Annotated in this window: 25 protein-coding genes, 3 pseudogenes and 2 riboswitches; of the genes and pseudogenes, 21 read left to right on the top strand and 7 right to left on the bottom strand. The window is 62.4% G+C overall.

Annotated elements, in window-relative coordinates; translation table 11 throughout:
• The first annotated feature begins 2 nt into the window (after positions 1-2).
• The 4 genes from RX331_RS38590 (at position 3) to RX331_RS38575 (ending at position 2,606) form a co-directional block, all read left to right on the top strand.
• Positions 3-509 carry an LOG family protein gene (locus RX331_RS38590; protein WP_317252745.1) on the top strand — a complete coding sequence of 169 codons (507 nt, stop codon included), beginning with the start codon at positions 3-5 and terminating at the stop codon, positions 507-509.
• A 203-nt stretch (positions 510-712) separates the two neighbouring features.
• Positions 713-1,741, top strand: a complete 1,029-nt coding sequence (locus tag RX331_RS38585) for an IS110 family transposase (RefSeq protein ID WP_317252744.1) — start codon at positions 713-715, stop codon at positions 1,739-1,741.
• Between the two features lie 288 nt (positions 1,742-2,029).
• Positions 2,030-2,272 (top strand): AbrB/MazE/SpoVT family DNA-binding domain-containing protein, encoded by a 243-nt coding sequence (locus tag RX331_RS38580; protein WP_317252743.1) that lies wholly within the window; start codon positions 2,030-2,032, stop codon positions 2,270-2,272.
• Positions 2,226-2,606 carry a type II toxin-antitoxin system PemK/MazF family toxin gene (locus RX331_RS38575; protein WP_317258392.1) on the top strand — a complete coding sequence of 127 codons (381 nt, stop codon included), beginning with the start codon at positions 2,226-2,228 and terminating at the stop codon, positions 2,604-2,606. The genes RX331_RS38580 and RX331_RS38575 overlap by 47 nt, the downstream gene beginning before the upstream one ends.
• A 455-nt stretch (positions 2,607-3,061) precedes the next feature.
• On the opposite strand, the gene bluB is transcribed toward RX331_RS38575, so the two are convergent.
• The 3 genes and pseudogenes from bluB to cobU form a co-directional block, all read right to left on the bottom strand.
• Complete coding sequence (bluB, locus tag RX331_RS38570; RefSeq protein ID WP_317252742.1) at positions 3,062-3,694, bottom strand: 5,6-dimethylbenzimidazole synthase; 633 nt, start codon at positions 3,692-3,694, stop codon at positions 3,062-3,064.
• Positions 3,694-4,481, bottom strand: a pseudogene (gene cobS, locus RX331_RS38565) (adenosylcobinamide-GDP ribazoletransferase). Before cobS ends, bluB begins: the two are co-directional and overlap by 1 nt.
• Positions 4,482-4,545: 64 nt before the next feature.
• A complete protein-coding gene (cobU, locus tag RX331_RS38560; RefSeq protein ID WP_317252740.1) occupies positions 4,546-5,049 on the bottom strand; it encodes a bifunctional adenosylcobinamide kinase/adenosylcobinamide-phosphate guanylyltransferase in 504 nt (167 codons plus the stop codon).
• A gap of 125 nt (positions 5,050-5,174) precedes the next feature.
• Here cobU and cbiB point away from each other — a divergent pair, with 125 nt between their 5' ends.
• Both cbiB and cobD read left to right on the top strand, forming a co-directional pair.
• Positions 5,175-6,116: an adenosylcobinamide-phosphate synthase CbiB gene (gene cbiB, locus RX331_RS38555; RefSeq protein ID WP_317252739.1), complete on the top strand. Its 942-nt coding sequence runs from the start codon at positions 5,175-5,177 to the stop codon at positions 6,114-6,116.
• 11 nt (positions 6,117-6,127) lie between these two features.
• Positions 6,128-7,093 carry a threonine-phosphate decarboxylase CobD gene (cobD, locus tag RX331_RS38550; protein WP_317252738.1) on the top strand — a complete coding sequence of 322 codons (966 nt, stop codon included), beginning with the start codon at positions 6,128-6,130 and terminating at the stop codon, positions 7,091-7,093.
• 10 nt (positions 7,094-7,103) lie between these two features.
• Here cobD and RX331_RS38545 read toward each other — a convergent pair.
• Together RX331_RS38545 and cobO are read right to left on the bottom strand one after the other, a co-directional pair.
• A pseudogene (locus RX331_RS38545) lies at positions 7,104-8,553 on the bottom strand (cobyric acid synthase).
• 23 nt (positions 8,554-8,576) lie between these two features.
• On the bottom strand, positions 8,577-9,164 hold the full coding sequence (cobO, locus tag RX331_RS38540) for a cob(I)yrinic acid a,c-diamide adenosyltransferase (protein WP_317258395.1): 588 nt from the start codon (positions 9,162-9,164) through the stop codon (positions 8,577-8,579).
• A 117-nt stretch (positions 9,165-9,281) separates the two neighbouring features.
• A riboswitch (cobalamin riboswitch) is annotated at positions 9,282-9,498 on the top strand.
• Between the two features lie 94 nt (positions 9,499-9,592).
• On the opposite strand from cobO, the gene RX331_RS38535 reads away from it, so the two are divergent.
• From RX331_RS38535 to cobJ, 7 genes are read left to right on the top strand one after another with little or no spacing between them, the layout of a single operon-like run.
• Complete coding sequence (locus RX331_RS38535) at positions 9,593-9,967, top strand: DUF1636 domain-containing protein (RefSeq protein WP_317252736.1); 375 nt, start codon at positions 9,593-9,595, stop codon at positions 9,965-9,967.
• Positions 9,964-10,998 (top strand): cobalamin biosynthesis protein CobW, encoded by a 1,035-nt coding sequence (gene cobW / locus RX331_RS38530; RefSeq protein ID WP_317252735.1) that lies wholly within the window; start codon positions 9,964-9,966, stop codon positions 10,996-10,998. The genes RX331_RS38535 and cobW overlap by 4 nt, the downstream gene beginning before the upstream one ends.
• On the top strand, positions 10,998-14,243 hold the full coding sequence (gene cobN / locus RX331_RS38525) for a cobaltochelatase subunit CobN (protein ID WP_317252734.1): 3,246 nt from the start codon (positions 10,998-11,000) through the stop codon (positions 14,241-14,243). The genes cobW and cobN overlap by 1 nt, the downstream gene beginning before the upstream one ends.
• Positions 14,240-15,403 (top strand): precorrin-3B synthase, encoded by a 1,164-nt coding sequence (gene cobG, locus RX331_RS38520; protein ID WP_317252733.1) that lies wholly within the window; start codon positions 14,240-14,242, stop codon positions 15,401-15,403. Before cobN ends, cobG begins: the two co-directional genes overlap by 4 nt.
• Positions 15,403-16,032: a precorrin-8X methylmutase gene (locus RX331_RS38515; RefSeq protein ID WP_317252732.1), complete on the top strand. Its 630-nt coding sequence runs from the start codon at positions 15,403-15,405 to the stop codon at positions 16,030-16,032. Before cobG ends, RX331_RS38515 begins: the two co-directional genes overlap by 1 nt.
• A 2-nt stretch (positions 16,033-16,034) precedes the next feature.
• Complete coding sequence (locus RX331_RS38510) at positions 16,035-16,766, top strand: precorrin-2 C(20)-methyltransferase (protein ID WP_317252731.1); 732 nt, start codon at positions 16,035-16,037, stop codon at positions 16,764-16,766.
• Positions 16,763-17,497: a precorrin-3B C(17)-methyltransferase gene (gene cobJ / locus RX331_RS38505; RefSeq protein WP_317252730.1), complete on the top strand. Its 735-nt coding sequence runs from the start codon at positions 16,763-16,765 to the stop codon at positions 17,495-17,497. The genes RX331_RS38510 and cobJ overlap by 4 nt, the downstream gene beginning before the upstream one ends.
• Here cobJ and RX331_RS38500 read toward each other — a convergent pair.
• Positions 17,473-18,222 carry a cobalt-precorrin-6A reductase gene (locus RX331_RS38500; protein ID WP_317252729.1) on the bottom strand — a complete coding sequence of 250 codons (750 nt, stop codon included), beginning with the start codon at positions 18,220-18,222 and terminating at the stop codon, positions 17,473-17,475. The genes cobJ and RX331_RS38500 overlap by 25 nt on opposite strands.
• On the opposite strand from RX331_RS38500, the gene cbiE reads away from it, so the two are divergent.
• The 8 genes and pseudogenes from cbiE to cobT all read left to right on the top strand — a co-directional run bounded on the left by cbiE (position 18,221) and on the right by cobT (position 25,467).
• Positions 18,221-19,402: a precorrin-6y C5,15-methyltransferase (decarboxylating) subunit CbiE gene (cbiE, locus tag RX331_RS38495; RefSeq protein WP_317252728.1), complete on the top strand. Its 1,182-nt coding sequence runs from the start codon at positions 18,221-18,223 to the stop codon at positions 19,400-19,402. The two genes, RX331_RS38500 and cbiE, sit on opposite strands and share 2 nt — an antisense overlap.
• Positions 19,399-19,767 carry a cobalamin biosynthesis protein gene (locus RX331_RS38490; RefSeq protein ID WP_317252727.1) on the top strand — a complete coding sequence of 123 codons (369 nt, stop codon included), beginning with the start codon at positions 19,399-19,401 and terminating at the stop codon, positions 19,765-19,767. Before cbiE ends, RX331_RS38490 begins: the two co-directional genes overlap by 4 nt.
• Positions 19,764-20,546 carry a precorrin-4 C(11)-methyltransferase gene (gene cobM, locus RX331_RS38485; protein ID WP_317252726.1) on the top strand — a complete coding sequence of 261 codons (783 nt, stop codon included), beginning with the start codon at positions 19,764-19,766 and terminating at the stop codon, positions 20,544-20,546. Before RX331_RS38490 ends, cobM begins: the two co-directional genes overlap by 4 nt.
• Positions 20,546-21,856: a cobyrinate a,c-diamide synthase gene (locus tag RX331_RS38480; RefSeq protein ID WP_317252725.1), complete on the top strand. Its 1,311-nt coding sequence runs from the start codon at positions 20,546-20,548 to the stop codon at positions 21,854-21,856. The genes cobM and RX331_RS38480 overlap by 1 nt, the downstream gene beginning before the upstream one ends.
• A pseudogene (cobA, locus tag RX331_RS38475) lies at positions 21,853-22,577 on the top strand (uroporphyrinogen-III C-methyltransferase). Before RX331_RS38480 ends, cobA begins: the two are co-directional and overlap by 4 nt.
• Before the next feature lie 51 nt (positions 22,578-22,628).
• A riboswitch (cobalamin riboswitch) is annotated at positions 22,629-22,847 on the top strand.
• A gap of 36 nt (positions 22,848-22,883) precedes the next feature.
• Complete coding sequence (locus tag RX331_RS38470) at positions 22,884-23,561, top strand: energy-coupling factor ABC transporter permease (protein ID WP_317252724.1); 678 nt, start codon at positions 22,884-22,886, stop codon at positions 23,559-23,561.
• A 47-nt stretch (positions 23,562-23,608) separates the two neighbouring features.
• Positions 23,609-24,358 carry a precorrin-6A synthase (deacetylating) gene (gene cobF, locus RX331_RS38465; protein ID WP_317252723.1) on the top strand — a complete coding sequence of 250 codons (750 nt, stop codon included), beginning with the start codon at positions 23,609-23,611 and terminating at the stop codon, positions 24,356-24,358.
• A 53-nt stretch (positions 24,359-24,411) separates the two neighbouring features.
• Complete coding sequence (cobT, locus tag RX331_RS38460) at positions 24,412-25,467, top strand: nicotinate-nucleotide--dimethylbenzimidazole phosphoribosyltransferase (protein WP_317258255.1); 1,056 nt, start codon at positions 24,412-24,414, stop codon at positions 25,465-25,467.
• Here cobT and RX331_RS38455 read toward each other — a convergent pair.
• Complete coding sequence (locus tag RX331_RS38455) at positions 25,462-26,034, bottom strand: histidine phosphatase family protein (protein WP_317252722.1); 573 nt, start codon at positions 26,032-26,034, stop codon at positions 25,462-25,464. The genes cobT and RX331_RS38455 overlap by 6 nt on opposite strands.
• Positions 26,035-26,146: the final 112 nt, after the last annotated feature.

The following is a 26,146-nucleotide window of genomic DNA, read 5'->3' as shown; positions in this document are numbered from 1 at the left end:
GATTGGCGTTGACGCTCGTGAAATCTGTTGGTGTTTTCTGCGGGTCGACAGATGAGGCCGCCCTGCCTTATCGGGCTTCCGCAGTTCGCCTCGGCCTAACTCTTGCGCCAAGCCGGGCTGACGCTGATCTGTGCCGGTGGCGGCACGGGCCTGATGGGAGCCTGCGCACGCGCGCGCACGAAGCCGGTGGGCGCGTGCTCGGCATTATCCCTGAGTTCCTCACTGCTCCGGAACGGGCGCTCGAAACGGTGGAGCACGTCGTTGTCGCCAACATGCATGACCGCAAGATGCTGATGTTCGAACGTTCCGATGCGTTTGTCGTGCTGCCGGGCAGCATCGGGACTTCGGAAGAGGCCGTAGAGATTTTGTGGCATCCACTCGGTCTACACGCCAAGCCCGTCGTGTTTTATGATCGCGAGGGGTTCTGGCAGCCGCTGTTCGAACTAGCACACCGTAAACGCCACGCCGCCGGAATTCATGAAAGTCTGGATCTCGGTCGAACGCATTGATGAGGTCGTGCCGGTCCTTCAGCGCACCGGGCGCAAAAGCGATCACGCCGGCAAGCAGTGTCAATCGGCCTGCAAATTTTGGACGCCGATCCCCCGGCTTAGGGGGTCAATATTGCAGACGATGACGTAATTGCGGCCGGCGCCCGCGGCACGAAAGGTCCGCTATCTTCAAGCCTTCCACAATCTTACGAATCGGAGGGGCTATGAAGCAATATGTTGGGCTGGATGTCTCGCAGAATGAAACGTCAGTGTGTGTGCTCGACGAGGTAGGTCAGGTCTTGTTCGAGGGAAAGGCCAAGTCCGACCCCGGGGCGCTCACGGCACTGCTTCGGAAGCGGGCTCCACACGCCGAGCGCATTGGTTTTGAGACCGGGGCAATGGCGAGTTGGCTGTGGCACGAGCTTCGTAGGGTTGATCTTCCAGTGGTCTGTATCGACGCTCGGCATGCGCACGCGGCTTTGTCAGTGCGCATGAACAAAAGCGATCAGAACGATGCTCGAGGTCTGGCCGAACTGGTACGGGTTGGCTGGTATCGAGAAGTCAAGGTCAAGAGCGAGGAAAGTCAGAAGATCCGTGCGATACTCGTGGCGAGATCCCGGCTCGTGGCCATTCGTCGAGATATCGAGAACCAGGTCCGCAGTCTCATCAAAGAATACGGCTTGCTGTTCCCCCGTGCGATCGGACTGCAATTCCGCAATCAGGTTCGCGAGCTATTGGGTAAAGATCATCAGCTCCTCAGTGCGATCGCGCCGCTTCTGTCGATCCATGAGCAGATCTGCAAGCAACAAGGCACATTCGACAACGAAGTCCGCCAGTTGGCGAAGTCGTATGAGACGACGCGCCGTCTAATGACGGTTCCTGGTGTTGGCGTGGTGACTGCTTTGACGTTCCGCCACACGATCGACGATCCATCGCGCTTCCGATCGGCGTCAAGCGTCGGCGCCTATCTGGGTCTTACACCGCGGCGCAGCCAATCTGGTGAAACGGACATCAACGGCAAGATATCCCGATGGGGCGACCGTCTGCTCCGGACTTACCTGTTCGAGGCGGCGACGGTGCTGCTTTATCGGACCAAGAAATGGTCTTCTCTCAAGGCTTGGGGAATAAAGCTTGCCAAGCGAATTGGCATGAGAAAGGCAAAAGTCGCCATCGTCCGCAAGATCGCCGTGATCCTTCACTGCGTCTGGGTCGATGGCACACCGTTCGATTGGGGTCAGGCGAAGGAAGCCTGATCCTGAAAAACGATCTCTCAACAGCAATTTTCTGAAAATATTCAATCCTGGTTCCGGTAGCCACTTGCTGACCCCTTTCCAGCCGCACTGCGGCCGTCTGCGCTGTTATGAGGGTCTACTTGCGATGGCGATCTAGTCAATCTAAGTGACAAAGGTCACAGATATCAATGGTAACAGAAATTAATAGGGCGGTCGGTATTGAAATACTCCCATCTGGAACCAAACTGGTGTATCGTCATTGTATCGACGAGCCATTGGGGCTCTGACAGCTTTCCGTAGGGTACTGCCATGAACGCGCATTTCTCCAAATGGGGCAACAGCTTAGCCGTTCGTATTCCTTCTGGCCTAGCCAAAGAACTCGAAGTTTTCGAGGGAAAAGCTGCGGATATTCAGGTCAAAGGCGGCTCTTTGGTCGTGACACCCTTGGATCGTCCGGTCTACACGTTGGACGAGCTCCTAGAGGGCATGACCGCAGAGAACGTGTATGGCGAAATCAACACTCACGGACCAGTCGGCAACGAAATCTGGTGAGCCGTATTGCCCAGATAGGGGCGATATCATTTGGCTCAACTTTCATCCACAGGCGGGACGCGAGCAAGATGGCTGGCGCCCCGCTTTAGTTTTGAGTCCAAAGCGCTACAACCAATTTGCACGCCTGTGCGTCGCGTGCCCAATCACATCTCAAGACAAACTTAACAACTTCCAGGTCGAGCTGCCCGATGGCTGCGGAGTCACGGGATGGGTAATCAGCGACCAGGTGAAGAGCATCTCTTGGTTTGACAGGAGATCGCAGCATCGTGGCCGCGCCACGGATGCGGTAATTGCAGAAACAATTGCCAAAATCAGAACTCTAATCCCGCTCTGATCGCCCGCCTCTTTTCACTGGTCGGGGCTTCTCTTTTTCTCCCCAATGAAGATTTATGCGGCTTCTGCCTCATCTTGAGCGTCCGCTTCAAGACTTCGTCCCCGGGACGGATTGTCCAGATGCAGAGCTTTCCACAAGTTAAAATCGGGACAACCACCGGGGATAGTTGCGTTCTGCGTGGACTCTCGGGCCCGGAGGCATGACCATAGCGACAGCGAGCCGGCATGCTGATTCGTGACGTGGCGAGGGCCGGTCTGCCTGCGAGTTCTTTGTGCCGCCGCCTACTCGAGCCCAAAACATCACTATCGGAAAGCTGACCCAGGCTCATATGATAGCATGCTGGCCTGCTGGCAGGCGAGGGGCGTAGAGCCATACTGAGTTAACCAAAAAGTTCACTTCGGCAAACTGAGACACTACAAATCTCTATTCTTCGACCGATCGCTGCCGCCAATGGGTTAGCGTCGAACCGTAAATTCCTTCGACGTTCGCCGATATTCCCAGTTGGCGCGTTCAAGTTCGGGTCGATCAAACTCTCCCTGGGGATAGCCCACGCAGAGATAGCCAATGAATTTCCAGGACTCCGGTACTTCAAGAATCTCGTGGATGCGTTCAGGGTTCAGGATCGACACCCAGCCAAGTCCGATGCCCTCTGCGCGTGCGGCGAGCCACATGCAGCAGATGGCCGCGGCGACGGAATATTCGATCATTTCCGGCATCGTTGCACTCCCGAGGCCATAACCGAGATCGCTTGCCTTGTCCGCGAACACGGCCAGATGACCGGGCGCCTCTTCGAGGCCGGCGAGCTTCAGGGTCGCGTACAGCGCGGCGCGTTCGCTTGAAAAAGAATGCAGCGCATCGGCGTTGCATGTCTTGAAGTCATCGATCACAGCGCTGCGTCTCGCCTGGTCTTCGACAATGATGAACCGCCAAGGCTGACTCAGGCCAACCGAAGGAGAAAGGCAGGCGACCTCAATGAGCCGCTCCATGGCATCGCTCGGCAGAGGATCGGTACGAAAGCGCCGCACGTCGCGGCGCCACACGAACAGGTCGCGCAGTTGCCGGCGAAAAATTTCGTCGAACGGGACCATCAGGGTCGCAGTTCCCTGTGGAGGAGGGCGGCCGCCATCAGCAAAATCGCGATCTCGCCAATCTGCTCAAACGCGCCCAATATGTCACCTGTCTGTCCTCCGATCTGCCTTGTGGCAAGCCATGCCAGTATCAGCCCGACCAGCGCCAACAAAATCACTCCGATCATCGCCTTGCTCGGCCCGAAACCGAAAAGCAGGCAAAGAGCCCCGAGAGCAAATGCAATGGCCGCGCTTTGTCCCGGCGGTCGTCCGGCTCCGGCCGAAAGCCCGTCCGATCGCGCCGGCGGGATCAGCCACATGAAGGCGGGCAAGCCGGCGCGTGCAGCCGCATGTGCAACGGATAGCGCAGCCGCAATCGACTTTGGCTCTGCGATCGTTTCGAGCGCACTCCATCGCAAGGTAAGCGATGCAATCAGCGCGCACGCGCCATAGGTGCCAATCCGGCTGTCGCGCATGATCTCGAGCTTCCGCTCGCGCGTCCGGCCGCCGCCGAGCCCGTCGGCGGTATCGGCAAGACCGTCCTCGTGCATCGCGCCGGTGACAAGGACCGTGGCCGCCAGCGCCAGCATGGCGGCGGGGCCTGGCATCAAACCGACCTCGCGCGCGATCGAATAGATCGCTGCTCCGGCAAGGCCCACCAGAAGTCCGGCCATCGGCAACGACCAGCCCGCGCGGGCAACATCGGCATCGGTGACCGGCTTCGCCGGCCCGAAAGGCAGAATCGTGGAGACCAAATGGCGTTTCTCAGGTCAGTGACGATGCCCTTGAGAAGTTCGAAACGATACATTTGTCTTCAGCCCTCGAACCGTCAGCTCGCTCACTGGACAACGTTGCAATTCCAAAGCGCGGCGCTACTTCAGCTTCATCGGCAATCCTGCGACGACGAATTCGACCTCGTCCGCGACGGAGGCAATCGTCTGGTTCATGATACCAGCCGCGTCCCGGAATGCGCGCGCCAACGCATTGTCCGGCACGATACCGAGCCCAACTTCGTTCGTGACTATGATGACCGGGCTGCGTTGGCGGGCGAGCACGTCAGCGAGCAGCGAAGCCTCATGCGACCAGTTGCGCTTCACATGGAGCAGGTTCGACAACCAGAGCGTGAGACAATCGACCAGCCTTGCAGCGCCGCCATCGGTTTCGACCAGCGCCTGCACAAGATCGAGCGGAACCTCGCGCTCGAGCCATTCCTTTCCTCGTCGCATTCGATGCTTTGATATTCGCTCGATCATTTCTTCATCGAGCGCCTCTGCCGTGGCAATATAGACGGGTTGCCCCGGAAAGGCGCGGGCGCGGACTTCTGCGCGCCGGCTTTTGCCCGATCGGGCGCCGCCCGTGATGAGTATGATGGCCATGACGTCCTCCGCTTAAGGCCAGTTTTAATCACCAATCTCCGGCAAAGACAAAGGCGAAATCAGGCGAAATAGGCTTGCCTTGATCCAGAATTCTTGTGCATCAGGACTCATGACGGAGACGATGCATGGGCTTTGCGGGAGCGATGGCTGTGGCGATGATGGTGGACGGCGTGTTGGGATGGCCCGATGGACTGTTCGCCCGCGTTGGTCATCCCGTCGCCTGGCTGGGCAGGCTGATCAACATCCTCGATATCAGCTTCAACAGGACGATCGACACGCCTGCAGTCCGGCGGATCGCCGGCGCAGCCGTCGCTGTTTTCGTGATTGGGCTTTCGGCCGGCATTGGATGGGTGGTCCAAGTCGCGCTTGCCTTTGAATGGAGCCGCATCGTGCTCCTGGGAGTTCTCGCATGGCCACTCGTTGCGCTGCGTTCGCTCTATGATCATGTGGCCGCTGTTGCTTACCCGTTGCAATCCGGTGATATCGTAGCCGCACGTGCGGCGGTCGCGCAGATCGTCGGACGCGATCCCGCAACTCTCGATGAAGCCGGCATCGCGCGCGCGGCCATCGAGAGCCTGGCCGAGAACGCTTCCGACGGCATTGTGGCGCCTGTGTTCTGGGGGGCGTTGTTCGGGCTGCCAGGCATCATTGGCTATAAGGCGATCAATACGCTCGATTCAATGATCGGCCATCGCACGATGCGCCATGAAGCTTTCGGTTGGGCCGCCGCGCGCATCGACGATCTCGCAAATTTCGTACCGGCGCGACTCACCGGCTTGTTGTTTATGGTGCTGGCGACGCGGCCCTCGAACTCGTTGTCTTGCATGGCGCGTGATGCCAACCGTCATCGCTCGATCAATGCCGGCTGGCCGGAAGCAGCGATGGCCGGCGGGCTGGGCGTGCGGCTCAGCGGGCCGCGCATCTATCATGGAAGCATCGCCGACGAACCCTGGCTCAACGAGGGCGCACGCGATCCGCGCGCTGCTGACATCCGGCAGGGGTTGACGCTGTACGTCCGCGCTATGGTTCTGTTGGCCGGTGCGCTTGCGATTTTGGCTTTCGCATGACAGAGAGGGCAATGCCCGAGCATGGTGGAAATCTCGATCTTGCCGTGCACCGATTCGGCGGGCGCGCGCAGGACTGGATCGACCTCTCAACCGGGATGAACCGGCAGCCCTATCCGGTGGGTGAGGTCGAGCCCAGGTCCTGGAGTGCACTGCCTTCGCGATCCGATATCGAGTCCCTGCATCGAGCAGCGCGAGAGAACTACGCCACCAAGGCACCAATCGTGGCGCTCGGTGGCGTACAAGCGGCCATCCAGTTGTTGCCGAGTCTTTCATCGCGCGGTCGGGCGCGGATTCTCGCGCCGACCTATAACGAATACGCGGCGGTTTTTTCCGCGGCAGCCTGGGACGTGGCCGAGGTTTTTGATCTCGAAGGGCTGCAGGGAGCGGATATCGCCGTGGTCGTCCATCCCAACAATCCAGACGGCCGATGCTTTGATCCAAGCGAACTGCTGGCGCTTTTGCCGCGCGTCGGTCGACTCGTCGTCGACGAAAGCTTCGCTGATGCCGTTTCGGGCTTGTCGCTGGCACCCGAGGCGGGACGGCCGGGGCTGTTACTCCTGCGATCGTTCGGAAAATTCTACGGGCTTGCGGGACTGCGCCTCGGTTTCGCGCTCGGCAGCGAGGCCGATGTCGCTGCGCTGGCCGCGATGGTCGGCCCGTGGCCGATTTCGGGTGCAGCGATTGTGATCGGACGGCGCGCCTTGCTTGATCGCGATTGGGCAAACGCGACCTCGACGCGTCTGGCACGCGATTGCCTCCGCCTGGATGCTGAAGTGCAATCACAGGGCTGGACATTGGTCGGCGGCACGCCGCTGTTCCGGCTCTATGAAACTGGCGAGGCACGCGCCGCGCAGCAGAAGCTCGCGCGCCACCAGATATGGTCGCGCATATTTGGGAAGCGGCCGGGATGGCTGCGGCTTGGCTTGCCGGGTGACGAGACGGAATGGGCGCGGTTTTCCGCCACAATCTCGCCTTGATCGCCCCTCCTCAGCGGGCAAGCGTAAGCAGGCCTTCGACATCGAGATAGGTATCGATGTAATCGGCAAGCGTATCGAGCGCGCTCTCCACCCTGGCGCGGTATTGCTGGTCCGCGGCCGGAATGTCTAGTTGTGCGAGAAATGTCTTGCGGAAACTGTCGGAAGCGAACAGGCCGTGCAGATAGCTGCCATACACGCGGCCGTCGCTGGATACCGCGCCTTCCGGCGCTCCGCCAAGCAAAGCAAATGGCCGTGCACGATCCGGCCCGTCGGTATGTCCGATGTGAATCTCGTAAGCCTCGATCTGCCGGTTCGTCGCAGCGTGGACCGCCGTGACGCGGCTCAGAGTCTTTTGTGGCGTCATCACCGTCGTTACGTCGATGAGTCCGAGACCGGGAGTTTCGCCCGCCGGTCCCTCAATTCCCTCCGGATCCGCCACACTGCGTCCGAGCATCTGGTAACCGCCGCAGACGCCAAGAACATGACCGCCGCGACGATGATGCGCAAGAAGATCGATGTCCCAACCTTGGGCGCGCAGGAAGGCGAGCTCGCCGCGGGTCGACTTCGAGCCCAGCAGGATCACGAGCTTTGCATCGCCAGGGATTGCTTCTCCAGGCCGGACCATCACAAGGTCGACATCAGGTTCGAGCTTCAGTGGATCGAGGTCGTCAAAATTCGCGATCCGCGACAGCGCGAAAAGACAATCTTGCACTTGCCTGCCTTGCGTGCGCCGGTAAGCCCAAGCGCGTCTTCGGCCGGAAGTTCACGAGCGCAGGCGAAGTAGGGAAGGACCCCAAAGCCCCGCCACGATGTGCGCGCTTCGATCAGCCGGTAGCCGTCATCGAACAGTGATGGATCGCCGCGGAACTTGTTGATGACGAAGCCGCGAATCATGGCCGCATCGTCGGGATCGAGCATGGCCTTGATTCCGACGAGCTGCGCAATGACACCGCCGCGATCAATATCGCCGACCAGCACGACGGGAATGTCGGCCTTGCGGGCAAAGCCCATATTGGCGATATCGGCGCTCCTCAGATTGACCTCGGCGGGGCTGCCGGCGCCCTCGACGAGAACAAGATCGGCGCGATCCTTGATACGGGCGAAACTCTCGAGAACCGGCGCCATCAGCGATGGCTTCATCGCAGCGTATGCACGCGCGCGCGCAGCGTCGCCACGCGGCGTCCGTGCACGATGATCTGGGCGCCGACATCAGTTTCCGGCTTCAGCAAGACCGGATTCATATCGGTATGCGGCTCGACACCTGCGGCCTGCGCCTGCAATGCCTGCGCGCGTCCGATCTCGCCGCCGTCGACCGTCACGGCGGCATTGTTCGACATGTTCTGCGGCTTGAACGGCAGCACCCGATTGCCGCGCCGGGTGGCAGCGCGGGCAAGGCCGGCCACGATGAGCGACTTGCCCACGTCCGAACCCGCTCCCTGGATCATCAATGCGCGCGCCATCGAATCGAATCCCGATTGCTTGGTCAGAACTCAACGCCGGGCTGGGCCTTGATGCCGGATCGGAAGGGATGCTTCACGAGCGTCATCTCCGTGACAAGGTCGGCGGCGTCGATCAATTCCTGCTTGGCATTGCGTCCGGTGAGGACGACATGCATCATTGGCGGCTTTGAATTCTTCAGGAACTCAACGACCTCTCCGATCTCCAGATAGTCGTAGCGAAGCGCAATATTGATCTCGTCGAGAACCATCATGCGCAAGGCTTCATCAGCGATCAGCTGCTTGGCCTTTTCCCATGCGGTGCGGGCAGCGGCGATGTCGCGGACGCGGTCCTGCGTTTCCCAGGTAAAGCCTTCCTCCATCGCATGGAATTGGCACAGTTCGCCAAAATGTCCGGTGAGCAGGCGGCGCTCGCCAGTGTCCCATGCACCCTTGATGAACTGCACGACGGCGCAGGAAAAGCCATGCGCGAGGCACCGCATGATCATGCCGAAGGCCAAGGAAGATTTTCCCTTGCCTGCCCCGGTGTGGACAATGATGAGCCCCCTCTCTCCACTCTTGGTGGACATCATCCGGTCGCGCGCGGCCTTCTTCTTTGCCATTTTCTTTGCCATTTTTGCCGAATGGCGGGCATCCAATGCGAATTCGGAGATCGCGGTTTCTTCCTCAGCAGCATCAGATCCGGAAGTCATCTGCACGTCCCTTTGGCTTGACAAGTTGCACGCTTGGGCAAATGGTGCGGTGGCGTTGGTTCCTGTCCTACGACAGGCGAAGAGGGAATGCGATAGGGCTCTAGCCTCAAAGCTCGAGCCTGAAGCGCAGCCGCCCCCGCGACCGTGACCGGAGAGATCTCCAAGAGCCACTGACCTTTAAGGGTTGGGAAGGTGGAGATCGAGGGAAGAACCTGCTCCGCAAGCCGGGAGACCTGCCAGCGCACCGATTGACCACCGGCGGACGGGGTGTTCCGCGACGGGGAGCGAACCCGTGTGTCATTGGTTCGCGTACCTCATCGCCTCCGCCAAATTTTTGTTGAGAAGGGGCGATGACCGTCACGCTTCACGTCTGCATCACCTGTCGTGCCGACCAGGCAGTAAGGGATGGCGAAACCACACCGGGCGCGCGTCTGCACAGCGCTCTCCTCGAGGCTGGCGTGCCGGAGGGCGTCAGCGTCGTTCCGGTCGAATGCCTGTCGGCCTGCAGCCAAGGCTGCTCGATTGCGCTCTCGGGGCTTGGGCGCTGGTCCTATGTGTACGGTCGCTTGTCCGATGCAAACGCACCGGATGTAGTCGCCGGGGCTGCGGCCTACGCGGCCGCGCCAGATGGCATTGTGCCATGGCGCAGCCGGCCGGCGATCTTCCGCAAGCAGTCGCTTGCCCGTATTCCACCGATCGCCGTCCTGCCAGAGGCCGCAGAATGAATACCCTCACCAAGGTTCCGGTGACCGTCGTCACTGGTTTTCTCGGATCGGGCAAGACGACGCTGATCCAGCACTTGATCACCAATGCGAACGGCAAGAAGCTTGCGGTGCTTGTCAACGAGTTTGGTAGCGAGGGCGTCGACGGCGAGATCCTGAAATCCTGCGCCGACGCCAGCTGTCCTGCCGAGAATATCGTCGAGCTCGCCAATGGCTGCATCTGCTGCACGGTCGCCGATGACTTCATCCCCGCCATGGAGCAACTACTCTCGCGCCCCGTGAGGCCTGATCATATCGTGATCGAGACATCCGGCCTGGCTTTGCCAAAGCCGCTGCTCAAGGCCTTCGACTGGCCAGAGATCCGCTCACGAATCACGGTCGACGGCGTGATTGCGCTTGCGGATGCCGAGGCCGTGGCCGCCGGCCGCTTTGCGCCCGACCCTGCCGCAGTGGAAGCGCAGCGTTCGGCCGATCAGAACCTCGATCACGAGACGCCGCTGTCGGAAGTGTTCGAGGATCAGATCGCGTGCGCGGATATCGTGCTGCTCACCAAGGCGGACCTTGCCGGCGCGGCAGGACTTGAAGCGGCCAAGGCGGCGATCACCGCCGAAATGCCGCGTCGCGTGCCAATGCTGCCTGTCGTCAATGGTGCAGTCGATGCGCGTGTGATCCTTGGTCTCGAAGCGGCTGCTGAAGACGATCTCGCTTCGCGACCTTCTCATCGCGACGGCGAAGAAGAGCACGAACACAACGATTTTGCTTCGATAGTCGTCGAGCTCCCGGAAGTGGCTGACGTGGATGCGCTGGTCGAATCGATCAAGCGGCTTGCGCGTGAGCAGAACGTATTGCGCGCGAAGGGATATATCGCGGTCGCGGGCAAGCCGATGCGATTGCTGCTGCAATCGGTCGGCGAGCGGGTGGGGCATCAGTTCGATAGGCCATGGGGCACGCGGCCAAGGCGCTCGAAGCTGGTGGTGATCGGTGAACACGACGATATCGATGAGGCGGCCATCAGGACTGGACTCGAGATCTGATGCACGTCATCTTTCGCGAGAGCCGCGGTCTTGAGGAGACTGCGATCCCTAAGGATCTCGGTCAAGATCCGGCAGACCTTGTCGTGCTCTCGTTCTCGGACAGCGATCTTGCCGCGTTCGCCTCTGGCTGGCGTCGCGGCCGTGCCGGACTGCCATCGCTGAGGCTCGCGAATCTTGCGGAGCTGCGTCATCCCCTGTCGGTCGACACCTATATCGAGCGGACGCTGTCGCATGCGCGCGGCATTTTGGTGCGCCTGATCGGCGGCGAATCCTACTGGTCATATGGGCTGGCTGCCCTGCATCAACTTGCGAAGGACCGCGATATCGCGCTTGCGGTGCTCCCCGCGGACGGTCGCGACGATCCGCGCCTGGATGCGCTCTCGACATTACCCGTGTCGGCGCTCGGACGGCTGAAGGCGTTGTGCGACAAGGGCGGAACGGTTGCGGCGCAGGCTGCAATCGCACAACTCGCACTAGCTTCGGGTCTCTATGCGGGACCTGTCGTCGGCGAAGTCGAAATTCCCGAGATCGGTTTCTACGATCCGCGTCGTGGTGCAGTCGCGGCGCTGCCAAATCCCGATCGAGGGCCGCATGCGCTCGTCACCTTCTATCGCTCCTATCTCACCTCAGCCGATACCGCCCCGGTCGACGCGCTGATCACAGCCCTGCGGAAGAAGGGTTTTGATGGCTATGGCGTGTTCGTCGCCTCGCTAAAGGTGGCCGGTGTGACGGATTGGCTTAAGCGGCAGTTCGAGGAATGCACGCCTGCGGTGATCGTCAATGCAACCGCTTTCTCTGCTGTCACCGGCGAAGGGACGACGCCTTTCGATGCTGCATCCTGTCCGGTGTTCCAGGTCGCGTTGTCGACGGCCCGGCGCGAGGAGTGGGCGGAATCGCTTCGCGGTCTCTCGCCGGGCGATCTGGCGATGCATGTGGTGTTGCCCGAGGTTGACGGCCGGCTGCTAGCGGGCGTGGTCAGTTTCAAGTCGCCGAGCGCGCGCGATTCCGAACTGCAATTCTCGCACCTGGCGCACATGCCCGACGACGAACGTGTCGATGCTGTCGTGGATCGGGTGGCCGCCTGGCACAGGCTCGCGAACAAGCCGGCGGGGGGGAAGCGGCTGGCGATTGTGCTCTCGAATTATCCGGGTCGTCCGCACCAGATTGCGCATGCGGTCGGGCTCGACGCGCTTGCTTCGGTCGAAACGCTATTGTCCGATCTCGGCGCTGCCGGTTTCGACGTGAAGCCAACAGAAGCGCTTGGTGCAGCTCTCCTGCAGGAGAAATTGACCTTTAGCGTTGCTGATTACGGCGCTGAGCTGGCGAGACTTCCGTGCCAGCTGCAGGATGACCTCGCGCGCGCCTGGGGGGCGACGCAGAACGATCCCGCCTGCCGTGACGGCGAATTTCATTTTGCAGCAATCCAGCGTGGCAAGGCGATCATCGCCGTTCAGCCCGAGCGCGGTGATGTCACCAATCATGACGTCGAGTATCACGATATCTCGCGCACGCCTCGCCACGCCTATGTCGCGTTCTATCTCTGGCTCCGGCGGCAAGAGGTTGATGCGGTCGTCCACATGGGCACGCATGGAACGCTGGAGTGGCTGCCCGGCAAGTCCGTCGCCCTATCGGCCTCCTGCTGGCCGGAAGCGCTGATTGGCGACATGCCGGTGGTCTATCCCTTCATCGTCAACGATCCCGGTGAGGCAGCGCAGGCCAAGCGGCGCATTAGCGCGGTCACGATCGGCCATTTGCCGCCGCCGCTGGCGCAGGCCGCATTGCCTGAAGGCTTGCGTCCGCTCGAGCAACTGCTTGATGAGTATTCGACGTCTGATGGTCTCGATCCCGCGCGCCGCCAGCGTCTGATTGTGGCGATCCGCGATGAAGCGCGGGCCGCGGGCCTGGAAGACGATCTCGGCCTTGGCGCCTCGGCTGCGCCGGCGGAGGTCATTCCTCGGATCGATCGCTTCGTCTGCGATCTCAAGGAGAGCCAGTTCGGCGATGGGCTGCATGTGTTCGGCCGTGGGGGTTGCGGCGAGGCGGAGAAGAGCGCGCTGCTTGACGCGCTCTCTGGTGGGCGCGTTGCTCCGGGCCCGGCAGGCTCGCCGCATCGCGGGCGGCGCGATGTACTGCCCACTGGACGCAATCTGTTCACCGTCGACCCCCGCGCGGTTCCTACGCGCTCGGCGCATGCGCAAGGGATCAAGCTCGCCGAGGAATTGCTGCGCCGTCACCTGCAGGATCACGGCGACTGGCCGAAAGGACTACTGGTTGATCTCTGGGGATCATCGACCATGCGCACCGCAGGCGAGGATTATGCGATGGCCCTGCACCTTGCAGGCATCGCACCGCGCTGGGATCATGGGTCAGGTCGGGTCTCCGGTTACGAAATCATCGCGCCAGCCGCTCTTGGCCGGCCGCGTATCGATGTGACGCTGCGCGTGTCGGGGCTGTTCCGCGACGTCTTTTCAACTCTTGCGCAACTATTCGTGGCTGCGGCCGAAGCGCTTTCTGAACGCGAAGGCGACGAGAATCCCTATCGGCATCGTGCGGCGCGCGTGTTCGGGCCGCGCCCGGGGCAGTATGGCGTCGGTATGGCATCGATGCCGGATGTATTCACGCAAGCATCGCAACATGCGGCCGGCGAAGCCTGGCTTTCCGCTTCATCGTGGGCATTCGCACCCGACGGCACGATGAGGCCTGATCGCGCAGGTATTCAGGCAAGGCTCCTCGCCGCCGATGCGTTCGTCCATGCGCAAGACCTGCCGGAAACCGATCTGCTGTTAGCCGCAGACTATGCCGCACACGAGGCGGGCGCTGCGGCCGCGGCGGCGCGCCTTGGCATGGCCGCCCCATCACTCTATCACTTCGATGGCACGCGCCCGGATCAGCCGCATGCACGCTCGTTGACCGAGGAGATATCGCGGATCGTACGTTCGCGCGCCGCCAATCCGAAATGGATCGCCGGCATGATGCGCCACGGCTTTCGAGGGGCGGCCGAGATAGTGGCGACACTTGAACACATGGCCGCTTTCGCCCATCTCGCGCAGGCTGTGCCTGCGCATCTGTTCGATCTCTATTACGACGCGACGCTTGGCAACGATGACGTTCGCACTTTCATAGCAAGAGAGAATCCGGCGGCGCTTGTGGCGATCGAATATTGCTTCACTCGATTGCATGAAGCTGCGATCTGGAGGACCCGGCGCAACTCGATTGCGGCCGCGCTGCGGGAGGCCGCCTCATGAGCGCGTTTGCGATCAAGGGCTGGTGTCCCGGCGCCTTACGGCCGATGCGGTCAGGGGATGGGCTTGTGGTTCGCATCCGGCCACATCGTGGCCGGCTTGATGGGAAGCAAGCGGCAGGAATTGGGGCGCTGGCCAAGCGCTACGGCAACGGCCTGATCGATCTGACTAGCCGGGGCAACCTGCAGATCAGGGGTGTCAGCGATGAAGGCCACCGGCCCCTGATCGAGGAACTCTCTCAGCTGCGCTTGATCGACCCGGATCCGGAGTGGGAGGCGCGGCGCAACATCCTGGTCACGCCGTTCTGGACTGCGGGCGATGATACCTGTTCGCTCGCCACAGAGCTTGAGCAGGGGCTTGCGAAGGGACCGCCCGGCCTGCCAACCAAATTCGGCTTCGCTGTCGATTGCGGTATGGAGCGCGTGCTTGCCACCGCCTCCGCCGACATCCGCGTCGAGCGAAGCCTCGCGGGAGAGCTGATCGTGCGTGCCGACGGCGCCGAACATGGTCATCCCGTCACGCGGAGAGACGCCATAAAGGTCTCGCTCGCGCTTGCCGAGTGGTTCGTCACCTCCGGCGGCGCCAGAGGCTGGCGAGGGCGGATGGCAGCGTACATCCGGGCTGGCGCAAAATTGCCAGACACGCTTCGTGGCCACGTTGGGCCGGCTCGAATGATCGCCGAGCCGTGTCCGCGACTTTATCCGCAAGGCGCGATGGTCGGCGCCGCATTTGGGCAGGTGACACATGCGGCACTCTCCGATCTGGCTGGATGCTCGTCAGGATTACGAATGACGCCGTGGCGCATGATCCTGGCGGAAGACTTGCGTGAAATGCCCGGCTGCGAGGGCCTCATCACGCAAGTCGACCATCCGATGCTGCGCGTTGTCGCCTGCAGCGGTGCGCCTGCCTGCCGCGAGGCGCATGCAGATATTCGCACATTCGCGGCGGCGCTTGCGCCGCACATTGCCCCCGATTCCCGGCTCCACGTCTCCGGTTGCGCCAAAGGCTGTGCCCATTCCGGCCCAGCTTCGATCACTCTTGTCGCCACCAGAGACGGCTTCGATCTCGTCCGCGGCGGCTCGACACGGGAGGCTCCGACCTTACGTGGACTGAGCGCCGCCCGCATGATCGCAGACCCTTCCGTTCTTACGGGAGAGCGCTGATGCCGCACGTCTATGAGACCAATGGTGCAGTGATCTACCGTCAGTCCTTCGCCACCATCCGTGCGGAGGCGGACCTTGAGCGCTTTTCAGCCGACGAGGAGCCGGTGGTCGTGCGCATGATCCATGCGGCGGGCCTGGTGGGTGTCGAATCCTATATCCGCTTCACGCCCGGCATGGCGCGCATTGCTCGGGCCGCGCTGCAGAACGGCGCGGCTATCCTCTGCGACACGCGCATGGTGTCGGAGGGAATTACGCGCGCGCGCCTGCCGGCCCGCAACGCCATCATCTGCACACTCGACGATCCCGCGGTTCCCTTGCTCGCTGAATCCATGCGCAACACCCGCTCGGCTGCAGCGCTGGAGCTGTGGCGAGCACATCTGGATGGCGCGATAGTAGCCATCGGCAATGCACCGACTGCGTTGTTTCACCTCCTCAACATGCTGGAGGATCGCAACTGCTCAAGGCCAGCGGCGATCATCGGTTGTCCGGTTGGCTTTATCGGCGCGGCTGAAGCGAAGGCCGCGCTGATGGCCGATCGGCCCGCACCAGCGCTGACCATCGAGGGACGTCTTGGCGGCTCGGCTATCACGGTTGCCGCCGTGAATGCGCTGGCAAGCCGGAGCGAATAGCCATGGGGCGCATCATTTGTTGTGGCCTCGGGCCAGGCAATCCGGACTTGATGAGCGTGCGTGCCGATCGCGAGGTCCGCGCGGCCAAGCACATTGCTTATTTCCGAAAGAAGGGACGGCCCGGCCAGGCTCGACGCATTGTCGATGGGTTGCTGGCAAATGACGTCTGCGAATACCCGATGGAATATCCAGTCACCACGGAGATTGCCTTCGATAGTCCGGAATATGTACGTCTGCTTGCTGCCTTCTACGACGAATGGGCGGAGCGTCTTGCGCGGCTCGCCTGCGCTATCGACATCGTCGTGCTCTGCGAGGGCGATCCCTACTTCTACGGTTCCTTCATGCACCTCCACGCCCGTCTTCAGGGACGAGTCGAGATCGAGGTGATCGCGGGCATTCCCGGTATGGCCGGCTGCTGGAATTCGGTCGGCCGGCCAATCGCGCTTGGTGACGATGTGATGACGGTGCTGATGGGCACGCTTTCGGAGGACAAGCTCGAACGGCGCGTGCGCAATTCCGATGCGCTCGTCATTATGAAGACCGGGCGCAATCTGCAGAAGGTGCGCCGCGCCCTCCAAGCCGCTGGCCGCCTTGGCGAGGCATGGTTGATCGAACGCGGCACCATGCCGGGCGAGCGCGTCGTGCGGCTGAAGGATATGGACGAGGCCGAGTGTCCCTATTTCGCGATCGTGCTAGTGCATGGGCAGGGGCGGCAAATGGAGGCCGCCGAATGACCGGCACACTGACCATCGCGGGACTTGGGCCCGGCGACGAAGCGCTGGTCACGCCGGAAGTTTCCGGGGCGCTCGCCGCTGCAACGGACGTACTGGGCTATGCATCCTATGTCGCGCGCGTGAAGCCGCGTGAAGGACTCATGCTGCGTCCATCAGACAATCGCATGGAGTTGCAGCGAGCAAACGACGCCTTACATCTGGCATCGGAAGGACGCCGCGTCGTCATGGTTTCCTCCGGCGATCCGGGAGTATTCGCGATGGCTTCGGCCGTGTTCGAAGCGCTCGAAGCCGCACCGCAATGGAAAGGACTTGCAATCCGCGTAATACCCGGCGTGACCGCGATGCTGGCTGCGGCTGCGCGTGCCGGCGCGCCGCTGGGCCACGATTTTTGCGCGATCAATCTCTCAGACAACCTGAAGCCGTGGTCGATGATCGAGAAACGCCTGCGGCTTGCCGCCGAGGCCGACTTCGCGATCGCGATTTACAATCCGCGCTCAGTGAGCCGGCCCGAGGGCTTTGGACGCGCGCTCTCAGTTCTGAAGGAGGCGAGCTGCGGCGAACGCCTCGTGATCTTCGCGCACTGTGTCACTACGCCTGAGGAGCGAATTGAAACGGTGATGCTGCATGCGGCGCAGCCCGAGATGGCTGACATGAGAACACTTGTCATCGTGGGCAATTCGGCGACACGTCGCGTCGGTTCCTGGGTCTATGCGCCGAGGCATGTCCGATGACCGAGCCATTGCATGACCTCGGCCACGCGTTCGGTTCGCAGCCTGCCGGGCAATTCGGGCCGCGAAAGCATGACAACGGGAAGGCCAAACGCGCGCGCGGCGTCGATCTTGGCACGTGCGCCCGTTCCCCCGGAATTGCGGGCAACGATCCATTCGATGCCGCGCGAACGCATCATCTCCATTTCGCCGGCAAGGTTGAAAGGTCCGCGCGACACGATGAGATCGACGTCCGGAAACGGCAGCGATCCATCGGGAGGATCGACAAACCTCAAAGTGTAGACGTGCTGCGGCTTGGTGCTGAAGACTTCGATATGCTGCCGGCCGATCGCAAGGAACACCCGCGCGGGATTCTCCGGCAACACCGCGACAGCGCAGGTGATATCCGCGACCTCGATCCAATTGTCACCGGGCGTTTTTGCCCAGGGCTCGCGCTCGAGCGCGATCAGTGGTATCCTGGTCGCCTCGCACGCTGCAACCGCGTTGCGGCTCATCTCGGCCGCGAAGGGATGCGTCGCGTCGACGAGATGCGTAATTCCTTCCCGTCGAATGTATTCGGCAAGGCCGCTCGCGCCGCCAAACCCGCCGATGCGCGTTGGCAGCGATTGGCCGATCGGAGCTCGCGTCCGTCCGGCATACGAATAGATCGCGTCGAGCCCGGCGCGCGCGGCGGCATCCGCAAGCAGATTAGCATCGCTCGTTCCGCCCAGAATGAGGGCGCGCATCATGGATAATCCCTGGTTGACCATTATCGGCATTGGCGAAGATGGCCTTGTCGGCCTCTCGGAAGCAAGCCGAAAGGCGCTTGGGGAAGCCCAGACCGTGTTCGGCGGCGAGCGGCATCTCGTGCTGGCAGGCATTACCGACCGCGGTCGTCGCTGGCCTGCGCCCTTCGATGCGAACTGCGTGCTGGCGTGCCGTGGCCGTCCGACGGCGGTGCTCGCCTCGGGCGATCCGTTCTGGCACGGTGTCGGCAGCAACCTCGTGGAGCGGCTGCGCAAAAGCGAATGGATCGCGCATCCCGCTCCCTCGACATTCTCTCTTGCCGCGGCGCGGCTCGGATGGCGGCTCGAATCTGTCGTTTGTCTCGGACTTCACGCATCTCCGTTCGAGCGCCTGGTGCCGCACTTAGCACGCGAAGCTCGCATCATCTGTCTCGTGCGCGACGGCAGGGCGGCCGGCGATCTTGCCAACTGGCTGACGGCGCGGGGCTGGGGCGCGTCACCGCTATGGACTCTCGCCGCGCTCGGTGGCCCGCGCGAATCCGTGACGCAGCATCGTGCCGACAGCTACGCGACCGATGCGGGCGTGGGTCCGGTGGCCGTTGCGCTCGAAGCCAATGGACCGGACGGAGTTCCGCGCAGCTCCGGCCTTTCAGACGCGCTCTTCGTGCATGACGGTCAGATCACCAAGCGGCCGATGCGCGCGCTCGCGCTTTCGGCGTTGGCGCCGAGGCCCGGTGAAAGATTGTGGGACATCGGCGCGGGCTCCGGTTCGATATCTATAGAATGGGCTCTCTGCGGTGGCACGGCGATCGCAATTGAAGCGCGGGCCGATCGTGCAGCAAACATCCGCAGCAACGCCGCGAAGTTCGGCCTGACGCATCGGATCACGGCGATTGAGGGACCGGCACCTCAGATCCTTTCAGGCCTTGAGACCCCGCAAGCGGTCTTCATCGGCGGAGGGTTCGACGCCACGATGTTCGATGCCGCCTGGTCGCGCATTGAGGCCGGAACGCGGATGGTTGCGCACGCAGTTACGCTTGAGACAGAGGCGCTGCTTTCGAGCCTGCATCAACGCCACGGCGGCGAGCTGATGCGGGTCGAGATCGCGCATGCCGATAACCTCGGCCGTTATCGTTCCTGGGAGGCGGGGCGGCCGGTCGTGCAATGGAGTGCGATGAAGTGAAGGTCGCAGGTTTGGGATTCAAGCAGGACGTCACGCTTGCTTCGCTGCGTGAAGCGCTCGACGCCGCGGGAGGTTCTGACGGTCTCGCTGCAGTCGCCACCGTTAGCGACAAGGCCGAAGCCGCTGCGCTCAAAGCGCTTGCGTGTGAGCTCAATGTGTCGGTTAGGTCCGTTCCGGCCGATGTCTTGGCCGGCATCGTCACGTCCACACAGTCCGAATTCATCAAGGCGAAGTTCGGCACGGGCTCCGTCGCCGAAGCTGCGGCGCTGGCCGTGGCCGGCCGTGGCGCGCGCCTTGTTTCGGCGCGGACCGTTTCGCAAGATCGAATGGCGACCGCAGCGATCGCGGAAGGGGACGGCGAATGACCGTGCACTTCATCGGCGCCGGGCCGGGCGCAGCCGATCTGCTCACCTTGCGGGGACGCGATCTTATCACCGCCTGTCCAGTCTGCCTCTATGCCGGCTCGCTCGTGCCCGAGGGAGTTCTCGCGTATTGCCCAAAGGACGCGCGCATCGTCAACACTGCACCACTATCGCTCGACGACATCATATCGGAGCTCGTCACCGCGCATCGTGAGGGAAAGGACGTCGCACGGCTGCATTCTGGAGATCTCTCGATCTGGTCGGCGATGGGCGAGCAATTGCGCCGGCTGAGTGCGCTGCAAATTCCCTATTCAATCACGCCAGGCGTGCCGGCCTTTTCCGCCGCCGCGGCAGTGCTCGCGGCCGAGCTCACGCTGCCGGGTCGCACGCAATCCGTCGTGCTGACCCGAATGCCGGGCAGGGCGAGCGCGATGCCGGAGGGCGAAAAACTCGCCGCGTTCGCTGCCACCGGTGCGGTGCTGGCAATCCATCTCTCGATCCATCTGCTTTCCAAGGTGATTGATGAGCTGACCACGTACTATGGAGCAGACTGCCCGGTCGCGATCGTGTGGCGCGCGAGCTGGCCGGATCAGCGCATCATTCGCGCCACGCTCGGTACGCTGGATTCTGCCGCAAGCACCGAGCTCGAGCGCACGGCCGTCATTCTGGTCGGCCGCACACTGGGTTCGGAAGATTTCGGAGAAAGCCGCTTGTATGCTGCCGACTATGACCGCCGCTATCGGCCGCTCGGGCCGACGCCGCGCTTTCCGGAAGGCTCGTGATGGCGGCGAGCCTCGTCATCTCGGCGCCTGCATCCGGTGTCGGCAAGACGACGCTGACGCTGGCATTGGCACGCGCCTATCGCGATCGCGGGCTGAAGGTGCAGTGCTTCAAGAGCGGGCCCGATTATATCGACCCGGCCTTTCATGCGGCCGCCACGGGACGCACTTCGGTGAATATTGATAGCTGGGCCATGCGTCGTGAGGCGATCGAATCGGTCGCATCGCACGGACGCGATGCGGACCTCATTCTGGCTGAAGGTTCGATGGGCCTGTTCGACGGCGTTGCCGCGCCAGGCGTTTCGGGGACCGGCGCGACCGCCGATATCGCCGAGATGATGGGTTGGCCGGTCCTGCTCGTGATCGATCCTTCCGGACAGGCGCAAACTGCCGCGGCGGTGGCTGCGGGACTGCGCGATTTCCGCGCGGGCGTGCGTCTTGCCGGCGTCGTTCTCAACCGCGTCGCCAGCGCGCGGCACGAAGACCTGGTGCGGCGCGCCCTGGCAGGGGCAGGCATTTCGGTGTTCGGGGCGTTGCCCCGCCACGCCGCGATCACTATGCCGAAGCGGCACCTGGGCCTCGTGCAAGCCGAGGAGCAGGCTGAGGTTAACGAGCTTATTGCAGAGGCCGCACGCATCGCCGCCGAGCACGTCGATCTCGATGCGGTGCTGCAATCGGCATGCACCTGGATGGCGTCACGCGACACACACGGCCTAAGCGTCACGCCACCCGGACAACGCATCGCGCTCGCACGCGACGCTGCATTCTCGTTCGTCTATACGCACATGCTGGAGGCTTGGCGCGCAGCCGGAGCCGAGATCGTGACTTTCTCGCCGCTCGCCGATGAAGGCCCTGATGATAGTGCCGACGTCTGCTGGCTGCCGGGCGGCTATCCGGAATTGCACGCTGGCCAACTCGCGACAAATCGCCGATTTCGCCGCACGCTAACATCCTTTGCGGAGACACGGCCGGTGCATGGCGAATGCGGCGGCTATATGGTGCTGGGCTCCGCCTTGACCGACGCCAATGACGTACATCATGAGATGACGGGATTGCTCGGCCTGGAAACGAGTTTTGCCCAACGTAGCATGCATCTGGGCTACCGGCTTGCGGAGCTTGCGGTGCCAATGCCCGGGCATAAGGCCGGCGCGCGTCTGCGCGGCCACGAATTCCATTACTCCACCATTGTCTCTCAGCCCGATACGCGCCTGGCTATCGTGCGTGACGCGACCGGCGCGGTCGTTGCGGAGACCGGCTCGCGGCGCGGATACGCCAGTGGAACGTTCTTCCACCTCATTGCGGAGGACCGGTGAGCGGCTTTGCTTCCTTTGTCTCGGCTGGTCCAGGCGATCCTGAGCTCCTGACGCTCAAGACGGCCGCGCGTCTGCGCGCCGCCTATGTCGTGCTCTATGACGACCTTTCCTCGGGCGCGATCCTCGATCACGCCCGCCCCGGGGCCAATCTGGTGGCGGTCGGCAAGCGTGCAGGCCGGCCCTCGGTCAAACAGGAGCATGTCAACCGGCTGCTCATCGACTACGCCGCCGCAGGTGGGGGCGTCGTTCGCTTGAGATCGGAAGACGCCGGCATCTTCCGCCGGCTTGAACAGGAGATCGAAGCGCTGCGCGCGGCGGGCATCAGCTACGAGATCATTCCGCGCGTTACCTCGGCCTGCGTTGCGGCAGCGCGGTCCAACATTCCACTGACCCGCCGGCATACCTCGCGCCGCCTCCAGCTCGTGACCGGCGCTGATATCACTGGGCAATTGCCCGAAAATCTCAATTGGGCGGCGCTCGCCCATAAGGAATCGACGACTTTGGTCTATATGGGCAAGCGGACATTTCCGGCGCTCGTGGCAAGACTGATCGAGCACGGCATGGCTCCCGATACGTCGTCGCTGTTTGCCGAGTCTATCGGCGGCGCCGAACAGGCGGCTTGTCCGTACGACGATTGCGAAGCTCGCAGACCCAGCTCGCGCAAACCGACGCCGCAACGACGGTCATTCGTTTCGGCGCGCTGGCGGGCGAGGCTACGTGATGATGCCGTCGCCCGATCTCGCGAGCCCCTTGACGCGTCCTCTTCGGAAGGAGCACACAGTGCAGCCAAGGTGCTCGAAGCGGCGCAAAGCGCCGGAGCATAATCGGGAACGGGGAAGGGCGGACCCAATTGCGGTACCCGAAGCCCCGGCCGCCCCCGCGACTGTAAGCGGTGAGGGGCTCCGATCCGCCGCTGGGCCGTCAGCTCGGGAAGGCCGGAGACCCGTTTCGACCGCGAGCCAGGAGATCGGCCCTGCAGCTTTCAACACCAAAGCCGTCGGGTGGGACGGCAGAAGGGACGTAGATCATGCATATCGAACCAGGTATCGTTACGGGCGCCAAGCTCGTGCTGAGTTACGCGACAGGTGCCGCCGCCGCGGGCTGCGCATTGAAGCTTGCGGCAGAGACCGTGCGCGAGCAGGGAATCGTTTCCTTGGCGGTGCGCACCGTCGCAACAACAGTCCTGGTCTTCTCGTTCTTCGAACTCCTGCCGCATTTCCGGGTCGGCGTCTCGGAGGTGCATTTCATTCTCGGCTCGACACTGTTCCTCTTGTTCGGCGCAGCGCCAGCCGCGTTCGGGTTGGCGCTTGGTCTTCTGCTTCAGGGGCTGCTCTTCGTACCTGCCGACCTGCCGCAATACGGCATGAACGTGACCACGCTGCTGGTGCCGCTGTTTGCGATCCAGGTGCTGGCCGGGCGGATCATTCCCCGCAACACCGCCTTTGTTGACCTGCAATATCGCCAGGCGCTTGCGCTTTCGACCGCCTATCAATCCGGCATCGTGTTGTGGGTCGCTTTCTGGGCGCTGTATGGTGCGGGCTTTGCGGCCGAGAACCTCACTTCCATTGCGTCTTTCGCCGCTTCTTACGCGATCGTCGTGGTCATCGAGCCGCTAGCTGATCTAGCCGTGCTGGCATTGGCGAAATCGATGCGTGGCGTGACGGCGAACGGCCTCGTCACCTACCGCCTGCACAACGCCGCATAAGATTAAGTGAGGGCGGTCGCAGGCAGCGGCCGCCCTTCGCATAAGCTATGCTGACGCTCTCCCTGATAGGCATCGGTTGCGGCGATCCCGAGCAGCTTACGCTTGCTGCCGTGCGCGCGATCAACGCCGCCGATCTCGTTCTCATCCCGCGCAAGGGGGACGTGAAATCCGATCTCGCCGAATTGCGGCGGACGATCTGCGCGCAGGTGCTTGACAACGACCGGACGCGGATCGCCGAGTTCGTCATACCGGTGCGTGACGCCGGCCAAGAGGATTACCGCAAGGGCGTGGATGAATGGCACGATGCCTTGGCCTCGACCTGGTCGCACGAAATTGCGCAGCATCTCGGGAGTGAGGGGCGCGTTGCCCTGCTGATCTGGGGAGATCCTTCGCTATACGATTCGAGCCTGCGGATCGCGCGAAGGCTTGATCCGTTGCCAGCCATCGAGGTCGTCCCCGGTATCACGTCAATCCAGGCGCTTTGCGCGGCACATTCGCTGCCGTTGAACGAAATAGGCGAGCCTTTCCTGGTGACAACGGGACGACGGCTGCGCGAAGGCGGTTGGCCGCACGGCACGAACACCGTGGTCGTGATGCTCGATGGCGGTGCGGCGTTTCAGTCGCTCGATCCGGCAGGGCTGCACATCTGGTGGGGCGCCTATCTCGGCATGGGTGAGGAGATCACGATGTCGGGTGCGCTGGCCGAAGTGGGTCCAAGCATCGTCGCCGCTCGACAGCAAGCGCGCGAAAGGCAGGGCTGGATCATGGACAGCTACATTCTCAAGCGCGGATCGTAGCGCTCCCCGCGCGCGGGCTCGCTCGTAACGACAACATGCAACGGCAGGACATCATGCTACCGGAGTGGGTCTATCAGGAGTGCCCCGACGTTTCAGTCATCCATCGCGATGCAGCGCTGGCCCGTCAGGCTGAACTTACCAAACCAGACGGCGCACTCGGCCGGCTCGAGCATCTCGCGATCGAACTCGCCGGTCTGCAACAAACGGAGCAGCCGCGGGCCCAAAGCGCGCCGATCATCGTCTTCGCTGGCGATCATGGGATCGTCGCCCAAGGCGTATCGGCCTATCCGCAGGAAGTCACGATCGCGATGATGTCCAACTTCGCCTCGGGCGGCGCCGCAATTTCGATTCTGGCGCGCGAGCTGGGCTTGAGTCTTGAGATCGTCGATGCGGGCACGCTCGCGGAAGTTCCGATCGAGGGTGTCGTGACTGACAAGCCGCGGCGGAGTAGCCGCGACTTTAGCCAGGAAGCGGCACTTGAGCCTGCGGAGTTGGCCTTAGCCCTTGACTGCGGCAAGCGCGCGGTTCTGCGGGCTGCCACGAAAGAACCCGATCTTCTGATCCTTGGCGACATGGGTATCGGCAATACCACGACTTCGGCGGCAATCGCCGCCGCCCTGCTCGGCGTGAGCGCCGAGCAGGTGGCCGGCAGCGGAACGGGCCTAGATGCAGCAAAGCGCGCACGTAAGGCGCACCTGATAGACGGCGCGTTGGCTCGTCATGGGCTCACAATAGCAGGTACTGCTCCCGACCGGATCCTGTGCGCCGTCGGCGGTCTGGAAATTGCGGCGATCACTGGCGCGATCATCGCCGCCGCACAGCGTCGCGTTCCGCTTCTGATCGACGGCTTCATCGTTTCCGTCGAGGCATTGGCAGCGGTGCGTCTCAATCCTTCCTGTCGGCGATTTCTTTTATTCTCCCATCAATCGGCAGAGCAGGGGCACTGCCTGGTTCTTCAGGCCTTGAGCGCCAAGCCACTATTCAATCTGGATCTTCGGCTCGGCGAGGGAACGGGCGCCGCGCTAGCATTGCCGATTCTGCGGCTTGCATGCGCCCTGCATAACGGCATGGCGACCTTCGCGCAAGCCAAGGTTCCGAATCGATCATAGAGTGACGTTCTGATTTACCGACACAACCCGCCAATCGTTCCGCAGCCGATCAATTCGCGTTATGGACAGTGGATGAATAACGAAGCGCAAGGCTGCTCGCGGTTCGACATCGAGGGCGACGCAGAGCGCAGCGCGAATAGTGCCAGAGTGAACCACGAGCGTTGCAAGACCGGGAGCTATCTTGTGAAGCCCGAGCCGAACCCTGGCAATTTGATCTTCGAAGCTTTCGCCGCCGGGTGGCCTTGAGCGAGCGGCATCCTTCCAGAACTGCGCATAGCTTTCTCCTCCGAAAGCGAGATCGTCGTGACGTCGGCCGGTCCAATCTCCTAAATTCTGCTCCATGAACTCACGCACCGGGATTGGATCAAGGCGGAGGGCACGCGCTGTATCGAGAGTTCGTTGAGACGGACTTGCATAACTGACGGCGTTCTGCGGCAAGGACCTCCGCACGGCGTCCAAATGCGTCCGATCACCAAGGTCGGCCGGAGCATCGGCAGGGTGAATTGTACCTCCAGGGCAGTCGACAACCGCATGCCGGACCAGCCAAAGGAAGGTCTCTCCTTCCATGCAATATCTCCGAAAGTGTGACGGCCATGCTGTGTTGTTCCAAGTCAGGATAGGGCACTCCATCTCCGCCATTGTCAATGCGAGAAGGAGTCGGCCCGACACCGCCGTGCGG

The sequence above is a fragment of the Bradyrhizobium sp. BWA-3-5 genome, assembly GCF_032917985.1.
Classification (GTDB): domain Bacteria; phylum Pseudomonadota; class Alphaproteobacteria; order Rhizobiales; family Xanthobacteraceae; genus Bradyrhizobium.
This window is presented reverse-complemented; position numbering and strand designations above follow the sequence as displayed.

Coding starts and splice junctions, on each gene's coding strand:
- RX331_RS38585 (WP_317252744.1), top strand. CDS start 713: ATGAAGCAATATGTTGGGCTGGATGTCTCGCAGAATGAAACGTCAGTG.
- RX331_RS38580 (WP_317252743.1), top strand. CDS start 2,030: ATGAACGCGCATTTCTCCAAATGGGGCAACAGCTTAGCCGTTCGTATT.
- RX331_RS38575 (WP_317258392.1), top strand. CDS start 2,226: ATGGCGAAATCAACACTCACGGACCAGTCGGCAACGAAATCTGGTGAG.
- bluB (WP_317252742.1), bottom strand. CDS start 3,694: ATGGTCCCGTTCGACGAAATTTTTCGCCGGCAACTGCGCGACCTGTTC.
- cobU (WP_317252740.1), bottom strand. CDS start 5,049: ATGGCCATCATACTCATCACGGGCGGCGCCCGATCGGGCAAAAGCCGG.
- cbiB (WP_317252739.1), top strand. CDS start 5,175: ATGGGCTTTGCGGGAGCGATGGCTGTGGCGATGATGGTGGACGGCGTG.
- cobD (WP_317252738.1), top strand. CDS start 6,128: ATGCCCGAGCATGGTGGAAATCTCGATCTTGCCGTGCACCGATTCGGC.
- cobO (WP_317258395.1), bottom strand. CDS start 9,164: ATGGCAAAGAAAATGGCAAAGAAGAAGGCCGCGCGCGACCGGATGATG.
- RX331_RS38535 (WP_317252736.1), top strand. CDS start 9,593: ATGACCGTCACGCTTCACGTCTGCATCACCTGTCGTGCCGACCAGGCA.
- cobW (WP_317252735.1), top strand. CDS start 9,964: ATGAATACCCTCACCAAGGTTCCGGTGACCGTCGTCACTGGTTTTCTC.
- cobN (WP_317252734.1), top strand. CDS start 10,998: ATGCACGTCATCTTTCGCGAGAGCCGCGGTCTTGAGGAGACTGCGATC.
- cobG (WP_317252733.1), top strand. CDS start 14,240: ATGAGCGCGTTTGCGATCAAGGGCTGGTGTCCCGGCGCCTTACGGCCG.
- RX331_RS38515 (WP_317252732.1), top strand. CDS start 15,403: ATGCCGCACGTCTATGAGACCAATGGTGCAGTGATCTACCGTCAGTCC.
- RX331_RS38510 (WP_317252731.1), top strand. CDS start 16,035: ATGGGGCGCATCATTTGTTGTGGCCTCGGGCCAGGCAATCCGGACTTG.
- cobJ (WP_317252730.1), top strand. CDS start 16,763: ATGACCGGCACACTGACCATCGCGGGACTTGGGCCCGGCGACGAAGCG.
- cbiE (WP_317252728.1), top strand. CDS start 18,221: ATGGATAATCCCTGGTTGACCATTATCGGCATTGGCGAAGATGGCCTT.
- RX331_RS38500 (WP_317252729.1), bottom strand. CDS start 18,222: ATGATGCGCGCCCTCATTCTGGGCGGAACGAGCGATGCTAATCTGCTT.
- cobM (WP_317252726.1), top strand. CDS start 19,764: ATGACCGTGCACTTCATCGGCGCCGGGCCGGGCGCAGCCGATCTGCTC.
- RX331_RS38480 (WP_317252725.1), top strand. CDS start 20,546: ATGGCGGCGAGCCTCGTCATCTCGGCGCCTGCATCCGGTGTCGGCAAG.
- RX331_RS38470 (WP_317252724.1), top strand. CDS start 22,884: ATGCATATCGAACCAGGTATCGTTACGGGCGCCAAGCTCGTGCTGAGT.
- cobF (WP_317252723.1), top strand. CDS start 23,609: ATGCTGACGCTCTCCCTGATAGGCATCGGTTGCGGCGATCCCGAGCAG.
- cobT (WP_317258255.1), top strand. CDS start 24,412: ATGCTACCGGAGTGGGTCTATCAGGAGTGCCCCGACGTTTCAGTCATC.
- RX331_RS38455 (WP_317252722.1), bottom strand. CDS start 26,034: ATGGAAGGAGAGACCTTCCTTTGGCTGGTCCGGCATGCGGTTGTCGAC.